Source organism: Campylobacter gracilis, assembly GCF_018374135.1.
Lineage (GTDB): Bacteria > Campylobacterota > Campylobacteria > Campylobacterales > Campylobacteraceae > Campylobacter_B > Campylobacter_B gracilis_A.
The window spans coordinates 72,256-89,862 of record NZ_JAHAFS010000009.1 but is presented as its reverse complement, the minus strand read 5'-3'; the positions used below and the strand labels follow the sequence as shown (position 1 = coordinate 89,862).

The following is a 17,607-nucleotide window of genomic DNA, read 5'->3' as shown; positions in this document are numbered from 1 at the left end:
CCTGATGCTCACCTGCAACAGCAGATCGCAGCGATGTTTTTAAACTGCTACTTGCTCGTTCGGTAAATTTGGCCGCTTAACGGCGCAAGTAGTGTCCGCGCGATGATAAATGCTGCTAGCAGCAATGCGCGCGGCCTACAAATCTACGAGCCGCGGGAATTTTTATAAATCGCGAGTAAAATTTCAGCGCAAGAGCAGGATTAAATTTAAAACTAAAGTTTTAGGCAGTGTGGATAAAATTTTATAAATTGATCTACTTAAATTAAATTTTATAGTTAATAGAATTTTATAGTAAAATTTCTTGCTTGAAATTTTAAGCGTGGAATCTTGCGTACTGTGTTGTTGCAAAATTTTTGTTATAAAACCCTATGCTAAAATTTTAGGACTAGATTTGCAGTGTATTTAGTTTAGCCGCGAATAAAGCTTCCTAGGGCTTCAAGATAGCATGCGGTTATGGCAACTTCAAGCCCCGAAACGATCGTAAGTTTTGCAAATTTACAAATCCGCGACATTAAATTCTAAAAATTATGAGCTACTTAGGAGGCGAAAATGTTCTATTTTTTCGCTTCTTTCGGCGCGATCGGCGGATCGAGCTGCATGATCTTATCGCCTAGGCGCTGAAAATTTGCAAGGCTTTTTAAGTGGAAATACGCTAGCTCCAGATATCCGCGGCGCGCGAAATCCGCAAGCTTTTTATCGCTTAACTTCAAAAGTTTTTCGCGATTTACGACCGAAAAGCCGTTTAGCAGGGACGATTCCTTGCCGCTAGAGTTGATGCCAAGCTCCTTGGCTTCTAAAATCCCCGCCTTTTGAAATTCCGCCGCCGCAACGCGCGTGCGCATATCCAAATCTGCGTAATTTTTCATCACCTCTTTTAAATTTTCCAAAAACGGCGTCGGCTTGCCGTCTTTAAAAAGCGCCTCGCCGTCGCCCTTGATCTGCTGCGCGTCCTCATCGAAGCAGATCGCCGTCTGCTCGCCGATCTGGGCTAGGAAAAACGGATAATTCTGCACCGAGGAAGGCACCGTTCCTTTATAATCCTTATCGATTAGAACGTTTTTGGTGCGCCCTAGCAGCGCCACCATTTTGGGCTCTTTTTCGATGGTAAATACGATAACGAGGTTGTCCGCGCAAAACGGGATCTCCGGCGCGATCACCGGTACGAAAGGCGCGGTAGGGAATGCATCCGCGTGATACTGTAAATCCGCGTGTTTAACGCTATCTAATACGACTGGAGTCATGTTGATCCTTTAAAAAATTTTAGCAATTATATAAAAAAGAATATTAAAATTCTAAAGGGTTTTGGAATTTCGGCTGTTTTTACTTGCGTAAATTTAGACGTTTAGAATTTTAAATTTGATAGAATCACCGTTAAATTTAAGGAGCGAAAGTGGGCTTGGATGAGCTTTTAGCGCTCGCGACGAACGCCGCAAAAAAGGCAAACGCCGCGATAATGCAAAACTACGATAAATTCGACATTTTCATCAAAGCGGACAGATCGCCGCTTACGAATGCGGATCTCGCGGCAAATGATGTAATAATGAGCACCCTGGAGCCTAGCGGCATCGCGATCTGCTCGGAAGAATGCGTGCTGGATAGCAAGCAGCGCATGAGCGAGGAGAGATTTTGGCTCATAGATCCGCTGGACGGCACGAAGGAGTTTATCGCACGCAACGGCGAGTTTTGCGTCTGCATCGCGCTGATCGAGCATGGGCGCCCGATTTTATCGGCGATCGGCGTGCCCGTAAGCGGCGACATATATAGCTCGAATGGCGGCGGAGTCTATAAAAACGGCGCGCTGCTCGCTCGCCCCGCTAGCGCGCCGCAAATCTTCATGCACGGCCGACATAGCAAATCCGAAAAATATCCGCAATTTGCGCAAAAATTTAAAATGCAGCTAGTGCGCAAAGGCTCTGCAATAAAATTTTGTATCTTAGCCGAGGGGGGCGCCAGCGCATATGCGAGATTTAGCGATTGTTCGCTTTGGGACATCGCCGCGGGGGATTTTTTGCTGCATCAAAGCGGCGGAACGGTAGTGGATTTAAAGACGATGAAAGCACCTCTTTATAATGGAAAAAGCTTGATAAATAACCATTATTTGGCGGTCGGCGCGAATGCTATGAAATTTTTACCTGAAATGTTGGAGTTTGCGAAGAATTTTTAAGCTAAATTTATAGTAAACGTCTTATAATATAAGTCCAAAAATTTTTTATCAAAGGATAAAAACATGAAGGGCTTTACTATGATCGAATTAATTTTCGTGATCGTGATTTTAGGTGTTTTGGGGGCAATTGCCATTCCAAAACTAGCAGCTACACGCGACGACGCAGAGGTAGTAAGGGCAACACAGAGCATAGTTATGTCTCTGAGTGATATGATAGGATACTATACTTCACAAGGGAGCTATAGTGCAGATTTAACCAACATGACGAATGTGGCAAATCCTATTATGGCTAGAGGTTCAGTCTGTGCCACATACACATATAATAGTGCATCGCAAATTACCCTTACAAAAGGATATGATGGTTTGTGCGCTACAGTTTGGAATTCGGCAAATCTAAGAACCGTAGAAAATCTTTATAGTTCCAATGCACTAGTAATTGTCCAATGATTTCTTTGGCGCAGGGACTACCTCTGCGCCTTTCTATTTATAAATCCAAGAAAAATTCCAATCATCCAAATAATTGCGAAAAATATAAAGATAAAACTCCAAAATTGCGCTAGATCCACGCTTTTGCTTGTCGGAAACAGATACCAACCTCCGCTATAAAGCGCCGTTAGCTTGGCTTGCAATCCCTCTAGCGCCGCACCAGCAGGCACGGCCGGTACGTCGAATGCGCAGCTGTTAAATGGCTTAAAAATTGGCACCACACTTAAATCAAAATTTAAAAATCTCACCGCTCCACCGCAGCCGCTCATCCCGCTCATATCTCCGTTCCCTCGCAGTACCGTGTGAATTTTAGCTAAATTTAGCGACGAGACAAATCCTAGCGCCGCGCCGTAAAACCACACCACATATCCGCAGATAGCGCCGTAAACGTCCTTGCTACAAACCGCTAAAATTACCGCTCCTAGCGCTATGGCGCAAAGTGCGAATCTCACGTGAATGCTAAAGCTTTCCGGATAGATAAAAAGGAATTTTTGCAAGAAAAAATATGAAAACGCTAGCCAAAAAAGCGCCCAGATAGCGCAAAAAGCGAGAAATCTTTTAGAGTATCTGTTTTGAAATTTTAAAATCATAGAAATCCTTTCCGCGCATAATTTTATAATAAATTGCAGATATTTTTGCTAAAATCCCAGCTTTTATAACAAAAATTTCAAGCAAAGGGTAAAATTTTGAAGGGTTTTTTACGCAGATTAGAAAGAGCTTTTGATGCGTTCGCAAATATCTTAGGCGTATTGAGTATCGTATTTTTGGCGCTTTTAGTTATAGTCGTTTTTTACAATGTTGTGGCGCGTTATCTTTTCCCTGCCGCAAATTCCGTCGCTATGCAAGAACTTACGTGGTGGCTATATTCGGCGATGTTTTTATTCGGTGTGACCTACGCGCTCAAAGAAAACGCCCACGTTCGCGTGGATATTTTTTACGAAAAATTTAATCCCACTGCAAAAGCGCTCATAAATATCTTAGGCACGATATTTTTCATTTTGCCTTTCGTGGCGCTCGTGGCGTTCTTTTCGATCGATTATGTGAGCGAGGCTTATACGAGCCATGAGGCCAGCGCCAATCCCGGCGGCATGCAGCATCTTTGGATCATCAAGTCTGCAATCACACTTAGCTACGCGTTTTTATTTATCTACGCATTTGGATTTTTGATTAAAAATATTAACGCCCTGCTTGATGTTAGGGAAAACAAGGGCTCGGAATTTCTTAGTGGGAATTCTTCGGGCGCGCAGAGTGTGTGAGGGCAAAATGAGCTTAAATTTAAAATTCTATAAATTTTACGCTTTTCGCGCTTGGGCGGAATTTTGCCACGGCGAGATAAAAGGTGGCGAGCTATGATAGGCATAGTGATGTTTGCGGCAGCGCTTTTTATGCTGCTACTGGGTTTTCCCGTTGCGTTTACGTTCGGTGCTGTAGCGGTGATTTTCGGCTTTATCTACGGACTTAGTGAGGCATGGGATTACGCGCAGGGCTTTGAAATTTTAACTGAAGCTTTCGAGGATATGAGTAGGCAATTTTTTTCACTGATGCCTAATAGAATTTACTCGATTATGGAAAATCAGCTGCTAATTTCGGTGCCGCTTTTTATTTTGATGGGTATGATTTTGCAAAAGACTCGTCTTGCGGAGCGCTTATTAGAGTCGATGGCATTTTTATTCGGCGGCGTACGAGGTGGCGTGGCGATTAGTACCGTTTTGGTAGGCGCATTACTTGCGGCTACGACGGGCATCGTGGGCGCAACCGTCATCGCTATGGGCGTCATCAGCCTGCCCGTGATGATGAAATACGGCTACGATAAGCCCCTAGCTACCGGCACTATCGCTGCTGCGGGCACGCTTGGGCAGATTATTCCGCCCTCGATCGTGCTGATTATTTTAGGAGATATACTTTCCGTTTCGGTAGGTGACCTTTTCTCCGCAGCAGTTATTCCTGGGCTCGTGTTAGTGGGTTTTTACGTGATTTATATTGCGATTATTTCATATATTTGCAAAGATTATGCGCCGCCTGTTCCGCCGCTAGAGGGACTTAGCAAATCAAAGCAAATTTTTATCGCGCTTAAAAACGTCGTGCCGGTGCTCGTGCTGATTTTGCTCGTCTTGGGATCTATTTTTGCGGGCATCGCTACGCCTACGGAGAGCTCGTCGGTAGGCTGCTTGGGTGCGATAGCGCTAGCTGTTTTATACCGCACATTTTCGTTTAGACTGATCTATGACGCGTTAAAAAATACCGCTAAAATTTCGGGCATGGTTTTTATGATTTTGATGGGCGCCACGGCATTTTCGATGATTTTTTCTTACACGGGCGGAGATGAGGTCGTAAAAAATTTTATGGAGAATCTGCCCGGTCAAGCATGGGGATTTATCGCGCTTACGATGGTAGTTATCATAGTGCTTGGATTTTTTCTCGATTATGTCGAAATTTCATATATCATTTTGCCGATACTTTTGCCGATAGTAGAGTCTTTGCATATCAATCCCGTGTGGTTTGCGATCTTAATCGCTGTAAATTTACAAACGTCGTTTATGACGCCGCCATTTGGATTTTCGATATTTTTCTTAAAGGGCGTAACGCCTCCGCAAATCCATACCACGGATATTTACAAGGGCGTGCTACCTTTTATTTTATTGCAAATTCTAGTGCTATTAACGCTCGCAATCTTTCCGGGGGTTTTCGGTTTAAAAGCTTTTTTAGGCTAGAAATATTAAAATTCACGCTAAATTTAACCTAGGAGCTAAAAAATGGCTAAAAAGCTTATCGACGTTATGGATACGACTTTTCGCGACGGATTTCAGTCGGTTTTTGGCGCGCGCGTGGCGATGCAGGACTTCTTGCCTGCCGTTAGCGCGGCCAAAGACGCCGGCATCACGCACTTCGAGTTTGGCGGCGGCGCGCGGTTTCAGAGCCTGTATTTTTACCTAAACGAAGACGCCTTTGAGATGATGGATAAATTTAGAAGCATCGTGGGGCCTGAGGCGAACCTGCAAACCCTTAGCCGCGGCGTAAATACCGTCACGCTCGATACAGGCAGCCGCGAGATCATCGATCTGCACGCCAAGCTTTTTGCCAAACACGGCACGACGACGATTCGAAATTTCGACGCGCTAAACGACGTGGAAAATTTAAAATTTAGCGGCGAGTGCATACATCGTCACGGCCTTAAACACGAAGTCGTGGTTACGATGATGGATCTGCCGCCTGGATGCAGCGGCGCGCACGATGCGGCGTTTTACGAGAGAATTTTGCGTCAAATTTTAGACGCGCAGATCCCGTTTGACAGCGTCTGCTTCAAAGACGCAAGCGGCACCAGCAGCCCGCAGAAGGTCTATGAGACGATCAAGCGCGCGCGTAAAATTCTAGGCGACGGAGTGCATATCCGCCTGCATACGCACGAGACGGCGGGAGTTAGCGTCGCGTGCTATCAGGCTGCGCTCGTTGCGGGCGTAGACGGCATCGACCTTACCGCGCATCCCGTAAGCGGCGGCACGAGCCAGCCGGACATCCTCACGCTGCTGCACGCGACGAAGGGGCAAAATTTCGACCTAGGCTTGGATGCAGAGAAAATTTTAAAATACGAAGAGGTTTTGGGCGAGTGCTTGAAGGATTACTTCATGCCGCCCGAGGCTACGCAGGTAAGCCCGCTAATTCCGTTTTCGCCGATGCCAGGAGGCGCGCTTACCGCAAACACCCAGATGATGCGCGATAATAAAATTTTAGACAAATTCCCAGCCGTCATCAAGGCTATGCGCGAGGTCGTCGAAAAGGGCGGCTTTGGTACGAGCGTGACGCCGGTTAGCCAGTTTTATTTCCAGCAAGCGTTTAACAACGTAATGTTCGGCCCGTGGAAAAAGATCGCCGAAGGCTACGGCAAGATGGTGCTAGGCTATTTCGGCAAAACGCCCGTTAAGCCGGACGACGGCGTGATTAAGATGGCGGCGGAGCAGCTCGGACTACAGCCTACGACCAAACACGCCGTAGATATAGCCGATGCCGACGAGAGCAAGAGCGTTGCGTATGCGCAGAAGATTCTACGCGAGCAGGGCATCGAGCCTAGCGAGGAGAACATATTTATCGCGCTTGCTTGCAAAGAAAAGGGCATCGCGTTTTTAAAAGGCGAGGGTAAGGTTATGAGCCGCAAAAAAGAGGACGTAGCACCCGCCGAAAGTCATCAAAGCGGTATTTCTAAAAACGGCAAATTTGACGTTAAGATTAACGGCAAAATTTACAGCGTAGAATTTGCCGGACAAAACGTGCTCGTAAACGGCGATCGATACGACGTCAGCTTCAATACCTCAGCGCCCGCAAAGCCGCAGCCGCAAAGCTCCACCCATGAGCAGTCCACTGCTGACGCGCGAGGTGGTACGGACGATAACGATATAAAAGCGACGCTTCCTAGTAATGTATTTAAAATTTTAATAAAGGAAGGCGACGCTGTTAAGGCGGGACAGAATGTCATCGTTCTTGAGGCGATGAAGATGGAGATAAATATCGAAAGCCCGCGTGGTGGCGTAATCGATAAAATTTTAGTCGCTCAAGGCGATACGGTCGATGCCGATCAGGTGCTCGCGATTTTAAGATAAGCTCTAAAATTTAGGCGGGCGCTTCCGCCTAAATTTTATGGCGACCATCCTCGGTGCTTAAGCGAGCTCACCTAAATTTTAAGCTATAATAGCGCAATCTTTTATCAAAATTTAATTTAAAAAGGACGCAAAATGACGACTCCAAACGATCTGGATAAACTAGGTCTTAAAAATATCAAAAAAATCAACTACAACTTAAGCTACGACGAGCTTTTTGAGCTTGAAAAGGCGATGAATGAAGGGCGCGTGTCAAGCAACGGTACTTTTATGGTCGATACTGGCATCTTTACGGGTCGCAGCCCAAAGGATAAGTACTTCGTAAAGCAGGACCCGAGCCAAAAATACATCGCCTGGGGCAAGGTAAACCAACCTATCTCAAAAGAGCTTTTTGACAAGCTTTTAGCCAAAGCCAAAGCTCAGCTAAGTGGCAAGGAAATTTTTATTCAGGACGCATTTTGCGGCGCTAGCAAATCCAGCCGTAAAAACGTGCGCTTCGTAACCGAAGTCGCATGGCAGGCGCATTTTGTTAAAAATATGTTCATCCGCCCAAGTAAGAGCGAGCTAGCGGAATTTCATCCCGATTTCGTCGTTTATAACGCGTGTAAATGCAAAAACGAAGATTACGCGAGCGACGGACTGCATTCCGACGTTTTCGTTATCTTTAACGTCGAGGAAAACGTCGCGGTTATCGGCGGCACGTGGTACGGCGGCGAGATGAAAAAGGGAATTTTTTCGATGATGAACTACTGGCTGCCGCTTGCGGGCAAAATGTCGATGCACTGCTCGGCAAACGTGGGCAAGCAGGGCGATACGGCATTATTTTTCGGCCTAAGCGGCACTGGCAAAACGACGCTCTCTACAGATCCGAACCGCAAGCTAATCGGCGATGATGAGCACGGCTGGGACGATGAGGGGATATTTAACTTCGAGGGTGGCTGCTACGCGAAATGCATAAATTTAGACCCGAGCAGCGAGCCTGAAATTTACGCCGCGATCAAACGCGACGCGTTGCTTGAAAATGTGGTCGCCAACGAAGCTGGCGTCGTGGACTACAAAGACGGCAGCAAGACCGAAAACACCCGCGTCAGCTACCCGATCTATCATATCGAGGGCTACGAGCCAAGCTCTGCGGGCGGCCATCCGAAAAACATAATCTTCCTAACCGCCGACGCATTCGGCGTTTTGCCGCCGGTCGCAAAGCTAAGCAAAGAGCAGGCGATGTATTATTTCCTAAGCGGCTATACGGCAAAAGTCGCAGGCACCGAGCGCGGTATCACCGAGCCTGTAGCGACCTTTAGTGCGTGCTTCGGCGAGCCGTTTATGCCGCTGCACCCGACCGTTTACGCTAAGCTGCTAGGCGAAAAGATCGATAAGCACAATGTCAGCGTCTATCTCGTAAACACCGGCTGGAGCGGCGGCGCGTATGGCGTGGGCAAGCGAATGAGCATCAAAGCCACACGCGCGTGCATAAACGCGATCCTTGACGGCAGCATCAAAAAGTGCGAATTTGAAAATTTCGAGAAATTTAACCTAGCGATCCCAAAAGAGCTCGCAGGCGTCGAGACGAAGCTGCTAAATCCGATCAATACGTGGACGCACCCGGCGGAATATAAGATCACGCGCGATAAGCTCGCAAAGATGTTTGAAGAGAATTTTAAACGCTACGAGGACGTAAAAGAGGGGGTCGAGTTTGCCAAAGCGGGCCCTACGACTTAGGCTCCTGGGCCTTGGGGCGATCTGCGCGCTTTTTGCCGCATGCGAAAATACCCCCTCAAATTTAAAACAGCCGCTCGTTGCGATGAGCGGCTTTTCCTTTTACGACGATCCGCTAAGCTACATCAACAATGTGCGCGCCAAAACGGGGCTAAATCAGCTTTCGCAGAATGAAATTTTAAATACCTCCGCGCTTAATCACGCAAAATATGTCGTCGCAAACGAGGCGATGTCGCACGACGAAACCGCGGGCCGAGCGGGCTTTACGGGCGAAAATCCGTCAAAGCGCGCTTTTTACGCAGGCTATAATGCCGTCGTGAGAGAAAATTTATCCTATAATTCAGGCGATCTAAAAAGCGCGATCGACGGGCTTTTAAGCGCGATTTACCATAGATTTGCATTTTTGGATTTTGCCTCGGATGAGATCGGCATCGGCTATTTTGAGCACGACAAAAAAAGCAGTTACGTTTTTGAGATGGGGAATTCGCGCCTCAACGCCTTTTGCTCGCGAAATTTAAACGACAAAGGAAGCGGCAAATTTCTACTTGGGATGTGCAAAAACGAAACGCTACGGATGAGGGAGGATAAGTTCAAAGGCGCCACTGCGCTAAACTCGCGCCCTTACGTCTACTACCCGAACGACGAGCCCGCGCTTGCGTTTTTCAGCAATGAAATTCCGGATCCCATACCCGAGTGCAAAATCACCGCAAACCCCGTAAGCGTGGAATTTAATGCCAAGGAACCGCCCGTAACGATGAAAAGTTTTAAAATTTACGAAGGCGGCAGGGAGCTTCAAAACGTTAAAATTTTAGACAAAAACTCCGATCCTAACGCGATTTTGAGTGACAGGCAGTTCGTGCTTTTCAGCAGAGAGGTTTTCAAATTTGACGCTAAATACGGCGCGGAGTTTAATTACGAGCAGGGCGGGAAGCAAAAGACGCTGCGGTGGGAGTTTATCACGCAAGCGCCCAAATTTAGATACTTCGTCGTGCAAGGCGGAGAAAATTTGAGCGTGAAAAACGGCGCGTTTTACGATATATTCGTAGCCCCGAAAGACTGCAACGATTTGATGAAAAGCTACAAAACCAGCTACTCCTTTATGGATAAGCCCGAAATTTCAAGCCCAGCGGCAAATATGCTGCGCGTAAAACTAAACGGCGCAAAGGGCGCGAAGCTTGAAATTTCGACAGACAACGGCGCGATAATAAATCTGTATTTAAGCGACGACTCCAAAAGCTACGGCGGCATGGGTAAAATTTACGCCGCAATTGCGGCGATTTTGACGGCGATCATTTTGTTTTATCTTTTGGCAAGAAGGCGGAGATGACGGGTGCGGGAGGGCTATTTGGCGCAATGCCCGCTTGTAGGCTAGGGGTTTTGCTTTGCAGACGCGACGCACCGCTTGCAAAAGGCAGATAAAAGGATAGATCATGACAAAAAACGAAGGTAAATTTTATATTTCGCTAACGGGCGAAAATAGCCATGAGGTGGATATCCCCGCGGGGCAAGGCAGCTTTAGCATAGCGCCTAAGGGCTACGGCGATGCCGATGCCTATATAGATGCGGATACGCCCATTTCGTGGAGCGCATTTGACGGCATGCAAATACCGGCCGGCGGGCATTGACCTAGGTTTTTCTACTATGCGGGCAACGACGCGAGTTTTGCGCAGTGGTCGCAGGAGCGTGAGATAGAGAGCTTTTTCTGGGCGCCGCAAAAAGACGTCTAGCTAGATTTTAGCAAGGCTCACATCCGCCGCCTAAGTCTAGACTGCGATCGCTTTAAAATTTGCGTTCGGCTCGGTGCAGATACGCGTAAGGCGGAATTTTACGGCAAGGCGGAAAATTTTACGATCGAGGATGCGGGCGGGCTTAAAGACGTTTCTTTTTGCTTTCGCGAGGATGATGCCAAGGGCGCGGAGCCGTTTAAGCTACCGGTGTTTGCGGCGAGCCATTTGACTGCGAGAGTTTGTTGCAGTTTTCCGCGCTAAAAAGCGTCAGTCTAAACGGCGCCGTCTGCAACCTGCGTGCCCTTAGCGCGCTTGAGGGATTAAATTCCATCCAGATAAGATACTGCCGCGATTTGAGCGGGCCGCTTAAATCGTGGAGCGGGCTTAATTATTTTATCGCGTGGAATGTCGAGCGAGACGCAGGCAGGGCGCTTAAAAAGGAGTTTGCCGCGCTTACTAAAACGCGAGAGTTTGAGTACGCCGCCGTCGCGCAGCTGCGTAAAAAGGCGTGGTTTGAGAGCGAATTTAATATCCTCTTTACAAACTGGGAAGGTAAAAACGGCAAAGCCGCGCCTACAAAACCGCGCTAAAAGCGATCAAAAAAGCGAGCTGCGAGCGCGAAGCAAGGGCGGTCATAGAGGAGCTCGTGGGCGTGATAAATAAGCTACCGAATATCGAGACGCCTGAGCGCGAGGACGCTTACGTAGCGGTGCGCCAGATAGCGGATAATGCGCGCTTTGAGATACCGCGGAGCAAAACTCAGGAGTGGTTTGATGCAGTGCGGGATTTTTAAAATTTATCCGAAGCACAGCGCGGTTTAAATTTATCTAAAAAGCGACGCCGTACGGCAAAGCCTACGCTTTTGCCGCCTTGAGCGAATTTTGCTTGCATTTTGAGGCGCGCGAGCCGCTACTTTGCTACGAGGCTTTGAGCGTATTTTGCTTTCTTGAGCTAAAATTTAGAGAAAGCCAGCGATCGGCTCAGACTGCAAAAAGGCGAATAAATTTGCGAACATTTTGCAATTTGCCTGCTTCAATGTAGATTGAGTTTTGCACAGTTGCGGCAAGCGCTTCGCCTGTCCGCCGTAAATTTTAAAATCTACGCGCCAAGCTTTTCGTATCTATGAAAGATGCTTTGCCAGCCAGCTCAAAAGCCTGCCTATAGCGCGGTTTCATTCATATTTTTTCTTATATTGCCTCGCTTCTATTTTCATGCTCTTGCTACTTAAATTTAACGTCTAGCGTCTTAAAATTCTCACTGCACGCCGAAATTTATACGCATATCTCTAGCTTTCGCGGTTAAATTTTAAATTTAATCCCCCGTTTATCTCATCCGCAAGTTTTAAAATTTTATCCCGCACCGCCTCGGGAGCGTAGATATCCATCCGCTCTATCCCGTTTGAAGCGCTAAAAAGCACGGCGATCTGCCCCTCGCTCATCGCGCGCTTAGCAAGCTTGGTTGCCGAGGGGCTGTTGCCCATATTTGGCGTCTCGTCTATGCTTATCTCGGCGCAGCGGCGCAAAATAGGCGCCGGATCAAACTCTCCCTCGAGCAAAATAATAACCGAGCCGCGCCTAAAGCTGCAGGCGTTCCAAAAGATCTCGGCGCCGTTTACGCATTCGCAAGAGGTATCGAGGCGAAATTTGCCCCGCTCGCGCACGAGAAAACTAAACTCGCTTAAGTTTAGCGGGTGCTCCACGCTACCGAATGCCCCCACGATACTATCTTTGCGGCCGTTATTAGACATAGGCGGCGAGCGCATTTTGCAGTAGCGGCGCGATGATATGATCGTGCGCGCTCGTGTGATCGTCATCTCTAGCGCGGCCTGCGATACTTGCGATAAAAGGCTTGAAATACTCCATAAACGCTCCTTAAATTTGTAAAATTTGCTCGCTTTTGCTTTTAAATTTAACGCTAGCAGCGGTAAAATTTAGCCCTGTGCCAGCCGCATTTTAGGCTCGCTTCAAGCATTGTCGTTTTTACGCCTATCAAATACAACCTGGATGGCGGTTTAGATTTTACACAAAATACCCACGCGCAGCATCCTTACTCTCAAATGGGCTTGCGCTCAGCTCGCTGCCCTCTATGAGTACGATGTAGCGGCGCGCGGCGTCCGTTTTGGCGTATGTTAGCGCCAGTCTCGCCGCAAGCGCCCTATCCGCTTCGCTCGCGCCTCTACTTAGCAGGCTTAGCGCGCCCACGACGTCGTCTTTAAATTTTATCTCGCTAAATTTTGGATTTTGCACTGCGGCAAGCTTTTTGTTGTCGCTCTCATCCCGACCGATTATGAGCTTGGCGCCGCCCGGCAAGCGCAGATGGCGCCCGAATTTTAAAATTTCAGCGTCTGCGGGCGTTTCGATCTTTTCAAATTTTACCGCATCCTTGATCCGCTCGCTGAAGCTCTGCACGGTTAGCAAACAGCCTCCCGCCGGCGTTTCGTAATCCTCAAAGCCGAACTCCGCCGCCAGTTGCATCTGTCTAGCCCGCCCGCGCCCGCTGATGTCAAGCAGCGCGCCCCTATCTACCCAGCCCTTGATCTCGGGCGTAGTGGGCGGCAGCAGCTTCGCACACAGCGGACGCAGGATCAGCCCCTCCTCATCGCCGCTAAGCCCGCCGACCTGAGCTAAGGCCTGCGCGCGCTGGCTCATCGGGCGCTGTCCGAGCACCTCGCCAGTGATGATGAAGCTCGCCCCTTCGCTTTGTAGCATCGCAAGCGCGGTCTTAAACATATATCCGTGGCAGTCGATGCAGGGGTTGAAGTGCTTGCCGTAGCCGTATTTGGGCTCGAAAAGCACCTGACGTAGATATTCGCTTCTGATATCGACGCTTTTAAAATCCGCCCCCGCGGCTGCGGCTCTGCGGCGCATGATCTCGCTCTTATCGTCCTTGCCGCCAAATCCGATATCCATATTCAGCGCGAGCACCTCGATGCCTTGCGAGACGATGAGTTTGACCGCGAGCATGGAGTCAAGCCCGCCGCTAAAGAGCGCCAATGCCTTCATTTCGTTCCTTTACTTGAGTTGATTGATCTTTTTTTGATACTCCAAGATCCGCTCGATCTTATCGGGCGCGTCGGAGTTTTTGAGCTTTTGCATCAGATCTTGCAGGGCGTTGCGGCGTAAAATTTTGCACGCGTCGTTAAAAAGCGCTGCGCCGCCGATCGGCAAAATTTCATCGTCCAGTGCGAGTGCGCGCAGATTTTCGTAGGCCTCGCTTTGAGCGCTTTGGGCATTTTGAGCTGCGGCTTCCCTCTCGCCTTGCTTTGCACCGCTGTTTGAGCTCCGTTTCTCGCCGTTATTTGCACCCTCTTGCTTCTCACCGCCGTTTGCGCCCTGCTGCGCGGAGGAGCCTTTTAAATTTACGGCGCCTGCAGAGCCTTGCTCGATAAAATTTTGCTCGCTAGAATTCTCGCCGATTTTTAAATTTACGCTCTCGCCCTGGATAATTTCTCCCGCGCCGCCCGCGGTAAAATTTTCGCTTGCATTACTATCCGCATTACCGCTCTCGCCCGCGATGAAATTTTTAAAATTTCCGCCGCTGCGAGAGAAAGCCAAAAACGCCTCGAAAATATCGCCGTGCATGCGAAAATCGCGCCGCTCCAAGCAGCCGAGCCCGAGCTGTGCCATCTCGCCATCGAGCAGCATCGATTTTATGATCTGAAGCTCCGCGATCTCCTTGCGGCGCAGTAGCGTCCGCCCGAGCCTCGCCGAAGCCGCAGGCGGCGCAGAGCTTTCATAGAGCGCCATGTTTTGCGCGCGAATAAAATTTCCGCCGTTTAAGCTTCCGCTCGCACCGCCCTTGCCGTCTGCGCCGCGCCCTTCGTAAGAACCGAAATCGTAAGAGCCGAAGCTCCCGCCCTCGTTAAAATTTCGCCCCTCAAAGCCCGCGCCGAAATTTTTACCGCCGCTAGAGAGATTAAACGAAGCGGGCGAGACATTTAAAATTTGCGCCACTAGGCTCTGATAGGACTCGGCGAGCACGGGGCCGAGCGCTGCGGTAAATTCTTTGATCTCATTTAGCGCCGCTTCTTTTTGCACGGGGCGGGTGAGGTCGTATTTTTTAGCGATTCTTCGGATCAGAAACTCCCCGCTCTCCATGCCGCTAGCATAAATTTGCTCTAGCTCGCGCACCTTACCCGCCGCAATCATATCCGCAGGATCGGCGCCGCCGCCGATTATAGCGACGCTTGAGTCGATCTTATTTAGGCACAAAAGCCGCGCCGATTTTATCGCCGCATTGATGCCCGCGGCGTCGCCGTCGAAGCTAAGCACGACGTTAAGCTCCGCGCGCTTTATAAGCGGCAGATGAGCGGGCGTCAGCGCCGTGCCGAGCACCGCTACGGCGTTGTCGATGCCCGCTTGATGCAGCATGATGACGTCCATGTAGCCCTCGGTGATGATGAGGGTTTTTTTGGCGATCGCGCTTTTTTTCGCAAGGTCGAATGCGTAGAAAATTTTAGATTTATCAAACAGCGCGCACTGCGGCGAATTGACGTATTTGGCTGGGTTGCCGCTTATCGTGCGACCGCCGAAACCCACGAGCTTGCTCGCGTGGTTGTAGATCGGAAAGGTGATGCGCTCGATGAAGCTTGCGTAGAGCCCGCGCTCGTTTTGCTTTACCGCGCCCGCATTTAGCGCGTCTTGCGGCGGAATTTCTTCGTTTTGTAAAACCCTGATCGTCTGCACGCTAGCTCCTGCGTAGCCAAGGCCGAATTTGCGAATGCTTTGTTCGCTCAGTCCGCGATCGTGTAGGTATTTTACGGCGGCAGGATTTTGATAAAGGCAGCTTTGGTAGTAGGCGTTTAAAATCCCGAGCACCTTCTTCTCTTCGCTGCGCTCCTGGACTTTGGCGCCGGTGTATTGCAGCGCGAAATTATACATCCCCGCAAGCTTTTCGACCGCTTCTGGGAAGCTTATCTTTTCGTAATCTTGGATAAATTTAATCGCGTTACCGCCCGCTTTGCACGAAAAGCAGTGAAAAATTCCAAGCTTGGAGCTCACGCTCATGCTCGGGTGCGAATCGTCGTGGAAAGGGCAGACGCCCACGAAATTTGCGCCGCTGCGCTTAAGCGGGACATATTTTTCTACGACGTCTACGATATCTACGGTGGCCAGCAGATTTTCTATGCTTTCGTTTTTAATCATAAGCGAAATTATACCCGCACTTTGCTATAATTGCCCTTTATTTTTGCGACGAGGTTTGATTTGGATAATTTTTTCTTAGACGATCGCGACCCGATTTTCGGGCTTATCATGCTGATAAGCATAATCTTACTGGTGTCGATTCTAAGCTACATTTGGGGAGTTTTTTCTAAAAAAAACGAGAGGCAGAGCCTAGAGAATTTTATCAAAAAATTTGACACACTAGACGCGCTTAGTTCGGAGCACAGACAGCTTTTGGCAAGCCCGCAGATAGACATCCCGACGCTTGGAATTTTAGCTAGCTCTTTCGTCAAAAGCGGCGACTTCGAGCGCGCGATAGAAATTTATCTAATCGCGTTAAGCAAGGCTAGCGGCGGCGTGCAGAGGGAGTTTATCCTTACCAATCTCGGTATCGTATATTTCAAAGCGGGCTTTTTGGGGCGCGCCGAAGAGGTGTTTTTGCAGGCGCTGAAGCTGCGCCCCAGAAACAAAGAGGCCCTTACGCATCTTACGGTGATTTATGAGCGGCTGAAGCGCTTTAATGAGGCGCTTGAGGTGCTTGACGCGCTGCGCGAGCAGGACGCCGAAGTATATGCTCAAAGCCAGTTCGAGCGCGCTCAGATCATCGCAAACGACGCCAATACGCCGTTTAATAAGAAGATCGCTAAAATTTCAAAGCTAAATTTCAAAGGCGCGGGGCGGTTCTGCATGGAGCTTTTTATCAAAAACAAAGAGCCTATGGAGGGCTTTGACCGCTTCCCGCCGATCGAGCAGGCTATCGATCTGATCTATGATTTCCCTGCGGCGGTAAATACGCAGGATGCGGAGTATAACGCCCTTTTTTACGCGCTCGGAAAAAGCGATCAAAAGCCGCAGAGCGCGAGTAAAATTTTTGAGATCAACGCACTTATAGCTATGAAAGACGCGGGCTTTGAGGACGCGGGGCTTAGCTTTAGCTACACCTGCGCGAAGTGCAAAAGCTCGGTGGGGCTCTTCTCGCACCGCTGTCCGGTCTGCTACGAGCTAGGCAGCATGGAAATAAGAGCGCAAATTTCGGAGAAAACCGGTGAAATCGGTCAAACTTTTTAGCGACGGTAGCTGCCTCGGAAACCCTGGAGCGGGCGGCTGGGCTTACATACTGCAATACGGCGACGCGATAAAAAAGGCAAGCGGCGCGGAAGCGATGACGACCAATAATCAAATGGAGCTAACGGCCGCTATAATGGGGCTTAGCGCGCTTAAGCAGCCCTGCCGCGTCGAGCTTTTTACCGATAGCGAATATGTCGTTAAGGCGATAAATTCCTGGCTCGCAAAGTGGGTCGTTACCGATTTTAAGGGCAAGAAAAACGCGGATCTGTGGCGCAGATACCTTGCGGCGGCGGCGCCTCACGAGATCAGGGCCTCCTGGGTCAAGGGGCATGCGGGTCATCCGCAAAACGAGGAGTGCGACGCTATGGCTCGCGCGGCGGCGGAAGCGATAAAGGGCTAAAATTTTGCGGCGAAGCTTGCGGTTGCGCGGATTTAGCATGGATTTACCCGCGTTTGCTTTGCACGCAGAGCCGCTTCGGCGTAAATTTTATCACCCGAAGCCGGTTTTAGTGCGTTTGCTCACGCAATCGGGCTCTTGTCTTTGCTACAGATGCGTTTTTGGCGAGGATTAAATTTGCGGCAATCGGGCTTCGGCGCAGTTTGCATTAGAATTAGCAGGCGCGTTTAAATTTTATTCGTCGTAGACCGTAGCTAGCGCGCTTCATTCGCCGCGTTAATGCAAATTTAGCGCGGGC

Annotated in this window: 18 protein-coding genes; 12 read left to right on the top strand and 6 right to left on the bottom strand. The window is 49.2% G+C overall.

Going from position 1 to position 17,607, the window contains the following annotated elements; genetic code table 11:
• Positions 1–554 precede the first annotated feature (554 nt).
• Positions 555–1,241 (bottom strand): SapC family protein, encoded by a 687-nt coding sequence (locus tag KH703_RS05780; protein WP_304294872.1) that lies wholly within the window; start codon positions 1,239–1,241, stop codon positions 555–557.
• Positions 1,242–1,390: 149 nt separating this feature from the next.
• Between KH703_RS05780 and KH703_RS05775 the strand changes: the two genes are divergently transcribed.
• Entirely contained in the window at positions 1,391–2,164 is a 774-nt protein-coding gene (locus KH703_RS05775; protein WP_304294871.1) for a 3'(2'),5'-bisphosphate nucleotidase CysQ, read from the top strand.
• Between the two features lie 63 nt (positions 2,165–2,227).
• Positions 2,228–2,611: a type II secretion system protein gene (locus tag KH703_RS05770; RefSeq protein WP_304294869.1), complete on the top strand. Its 384-nt coding sequence runs from the start codon at positions 2,228–2,230 to the stop codon at positions 2,609–2,611.
• Between the two features lie 17 nt (positions 2,612–2,628).
• Here KH703_RS05770 and KH703_RS05765 read toward each other — a convergent pair whose 3' ends face one another.
• Entirely contained in the window at positions 2,629–3,240 is a 612-nt protein-coding gene (locus KH703_RS05765; protein ID WP_304294867.1) for a disulfide bond formation protein B, read from the bottom strand.
• Positions 3,241–3,336: 96 nt separating this feature from the next.
• Here KH703_RS05765 and KH703_RS05760 point away from each other — a divergent pair, with 96 nt between their 5' ends.
• The 8 genes from KH703_RS05760 (at position 3,337) to KH703_RS05725 (ending at position 11,475) form a co-directional block, all read left to right on the top strand.
• Positions 3,337–3,906 (top strand): TRAP transporter small permease subunit, encoded by a 570-nt coding sequence (locus KH703_RS05760; protein WP_304294865.1) that lies wholly within the window; start codon positions 3,337–3,339, stop codon positions 3,904–3,906.
• Between the two features lie 93 nt (positions 3,907–3,999).
• Positions 4,000–5,361 carry a TRAP transporter large permease subunit gene (locus KH703_RS05755; protein ID WP_005871492.1) on the top strand — a complete coding sequence of 454 codons (1,362 nt, stop codon included), beginning with the start codon at positions 4,000–4,002 and terminating at the stop codon, positions 5,359–5,361.
• 42 nt (positions 5,362–5,403) lie between these two features.
• Positions 5,404–7,242 carry a biotin/lipoyl-containing protein gene (locus KH703_RS05750; protein ID WP_304294863.1) on the top strand — a complete coding sequence of 613 codons (1,839 nt, stop codon included), beginning with the start codon at positions 5,404–5,406 and terminating at the stop codon, positions 7,240–7,242.
• Positions 7,243–7,374: 132 nt separating this feature from the next.
• Positions 7,375–8,958, top strand: coding sequence for a phosphoenolpyruvate carboxykinase (ATP) (gene pckA, locus KH703_RS05745; protein WP_304294861.1), 1,584 nt, complete (start codon positions 7,375–7,377; stop codon positions 8,956–8,958).
• The gene (locus tag KH703_RS05740; protein ID WP_304294859.1) at positions 8,933–10,282 is read left to right on the top strand and encodes a CAP domain-containing protein; all 1,350 of its coding nucleotides are present in this window, start codon (positions 8,933–8,935) and stop codon (positions 10,280–10,282) included. The genes pckA and KH703_RS05740 overlap by 26 nt, the downstream gene beginning before the upstream one ends.
• A 103-nt stretch (positions 10,283–10,385) precedes the next feature.
• Positions 10,386–10,580: a hypothetical protein gene (locus KH703_RS05735; RefSeq protein WP_304294857.1), complete on the top strand. Its 195-nt coding sequence runs from the start codon at positions 10,386–10,388 to the stop codon at positions 10,578–10,580.
• A gap of 341 nt (positions 10,581–10,921) precedes the next feature.
• Entirely contained in the window at positions 10,922–11,272 is a 351-nt protein-coding gene (locus tag KH703_RS05730; RefSeq protein ID WP_304294854.1) for a hypothetical protein, read from the top strand.
• A gap of 62 nt (positions 11,273–11,334) precedes the next feature.
• Positions 11,335–11,475 carry a hypothetical protein gene (locus KH703_RS05725; RefSeq protein ID WP_304294852.1) on the top strand — a complete coding sequence of 47 codons (141 nt, stop codon included), beginning with the start codon at positions 11,335–11,337 and terminating at the stop codon, positions 11,473–11,475.
• Between the two features lie 492 nt (positions 11,476–11,967).
• Here KH703_RS05725 and KH703_RS05720 read toward each other — a convergent pair whose 3' ends face one another.
• From KH703_RS05720 to dnaG, 4 genes are all read right to left on the bottom strand, one after another.
• Positions 11,968–12,429, bottom strand: a complete 462-nt coding sequence (locus tag KH703_RS05720; RefSeq protein WP_304294850.1) for a hypothetical protein — start codon at positions 12,427–12,429, stop codon at positions 11,968–11,970.
• A complete protein-coding gene (locus KH703_RS05715; protein ID WP_304294848.1) occupies positions 12,422–12,544 on the bottom strand; it encodes a hypothetical protein in 123 nt (40 codons plus the stop codon). Before KH703_RS05715 ends, KH703_RS05720 begins: the two co-directional genes overlap by 8 nt.
• Before the next feature lie 156 nt (positions 12,545–12,700).
• Positions 12,701–13,684 (bottom strand): argininosuccinate synthase domain-containing protein, encoded by a 984-nt coding sequence (locus KH703_RS05710; protein ID WP_304294846.1) that lies wholly within the window; start codon positions 13,682–13,684, stop codon positions 12,701–12,703.
• A gap of 9 nt (positions 13,685–13,693) precedes the next feature.
• Positions 13,694–15,826 (bottom strand): DNA primase, encoded by a 2,133-nt coding sequence (dnaG, locus tag KH703_RS05705; protein WP_304294845.1) that lies wholly within the window; start codon positions 15,824–15,826, stop codon positions 13,694–13,696.
• Between the two features lie 60 nt (positions 15,827–15,886).
• Between dnaG and KH703_RS05700 the strand changes: the two genes are divergently transcribed.
• Positions 15,887–16,912: a lipopolysaccharide assembly protein LapB gene (locus KH703_RS05700; RefSeq protein WP_304294844.1), complete on the top strand. Its 1,026-nt coding sequence runs from the start codon at positions 15,887–15,889 to the stop codon at positions 16,910–16,912.
• Positions 16,890–17,312 carry a ribonuclease HI gene (gene rnhA, locus KH703_RS05695; protein ID WP_177387132.1) on the top strand — a complete coding sequence of 141 codons (423 nt, stop codon included), beginning with the start codon at positions 16,890–16,892 and terminating at the stop codon, positions 17,310–17,312. The genes KH703_RS05700 and rnhA overlap by 23 nt, the downstream gene beginning before the upstream one ends.
• The last annotated feature ends 295 nt before the right edge of the window (positions 17,313–17,607 follow it).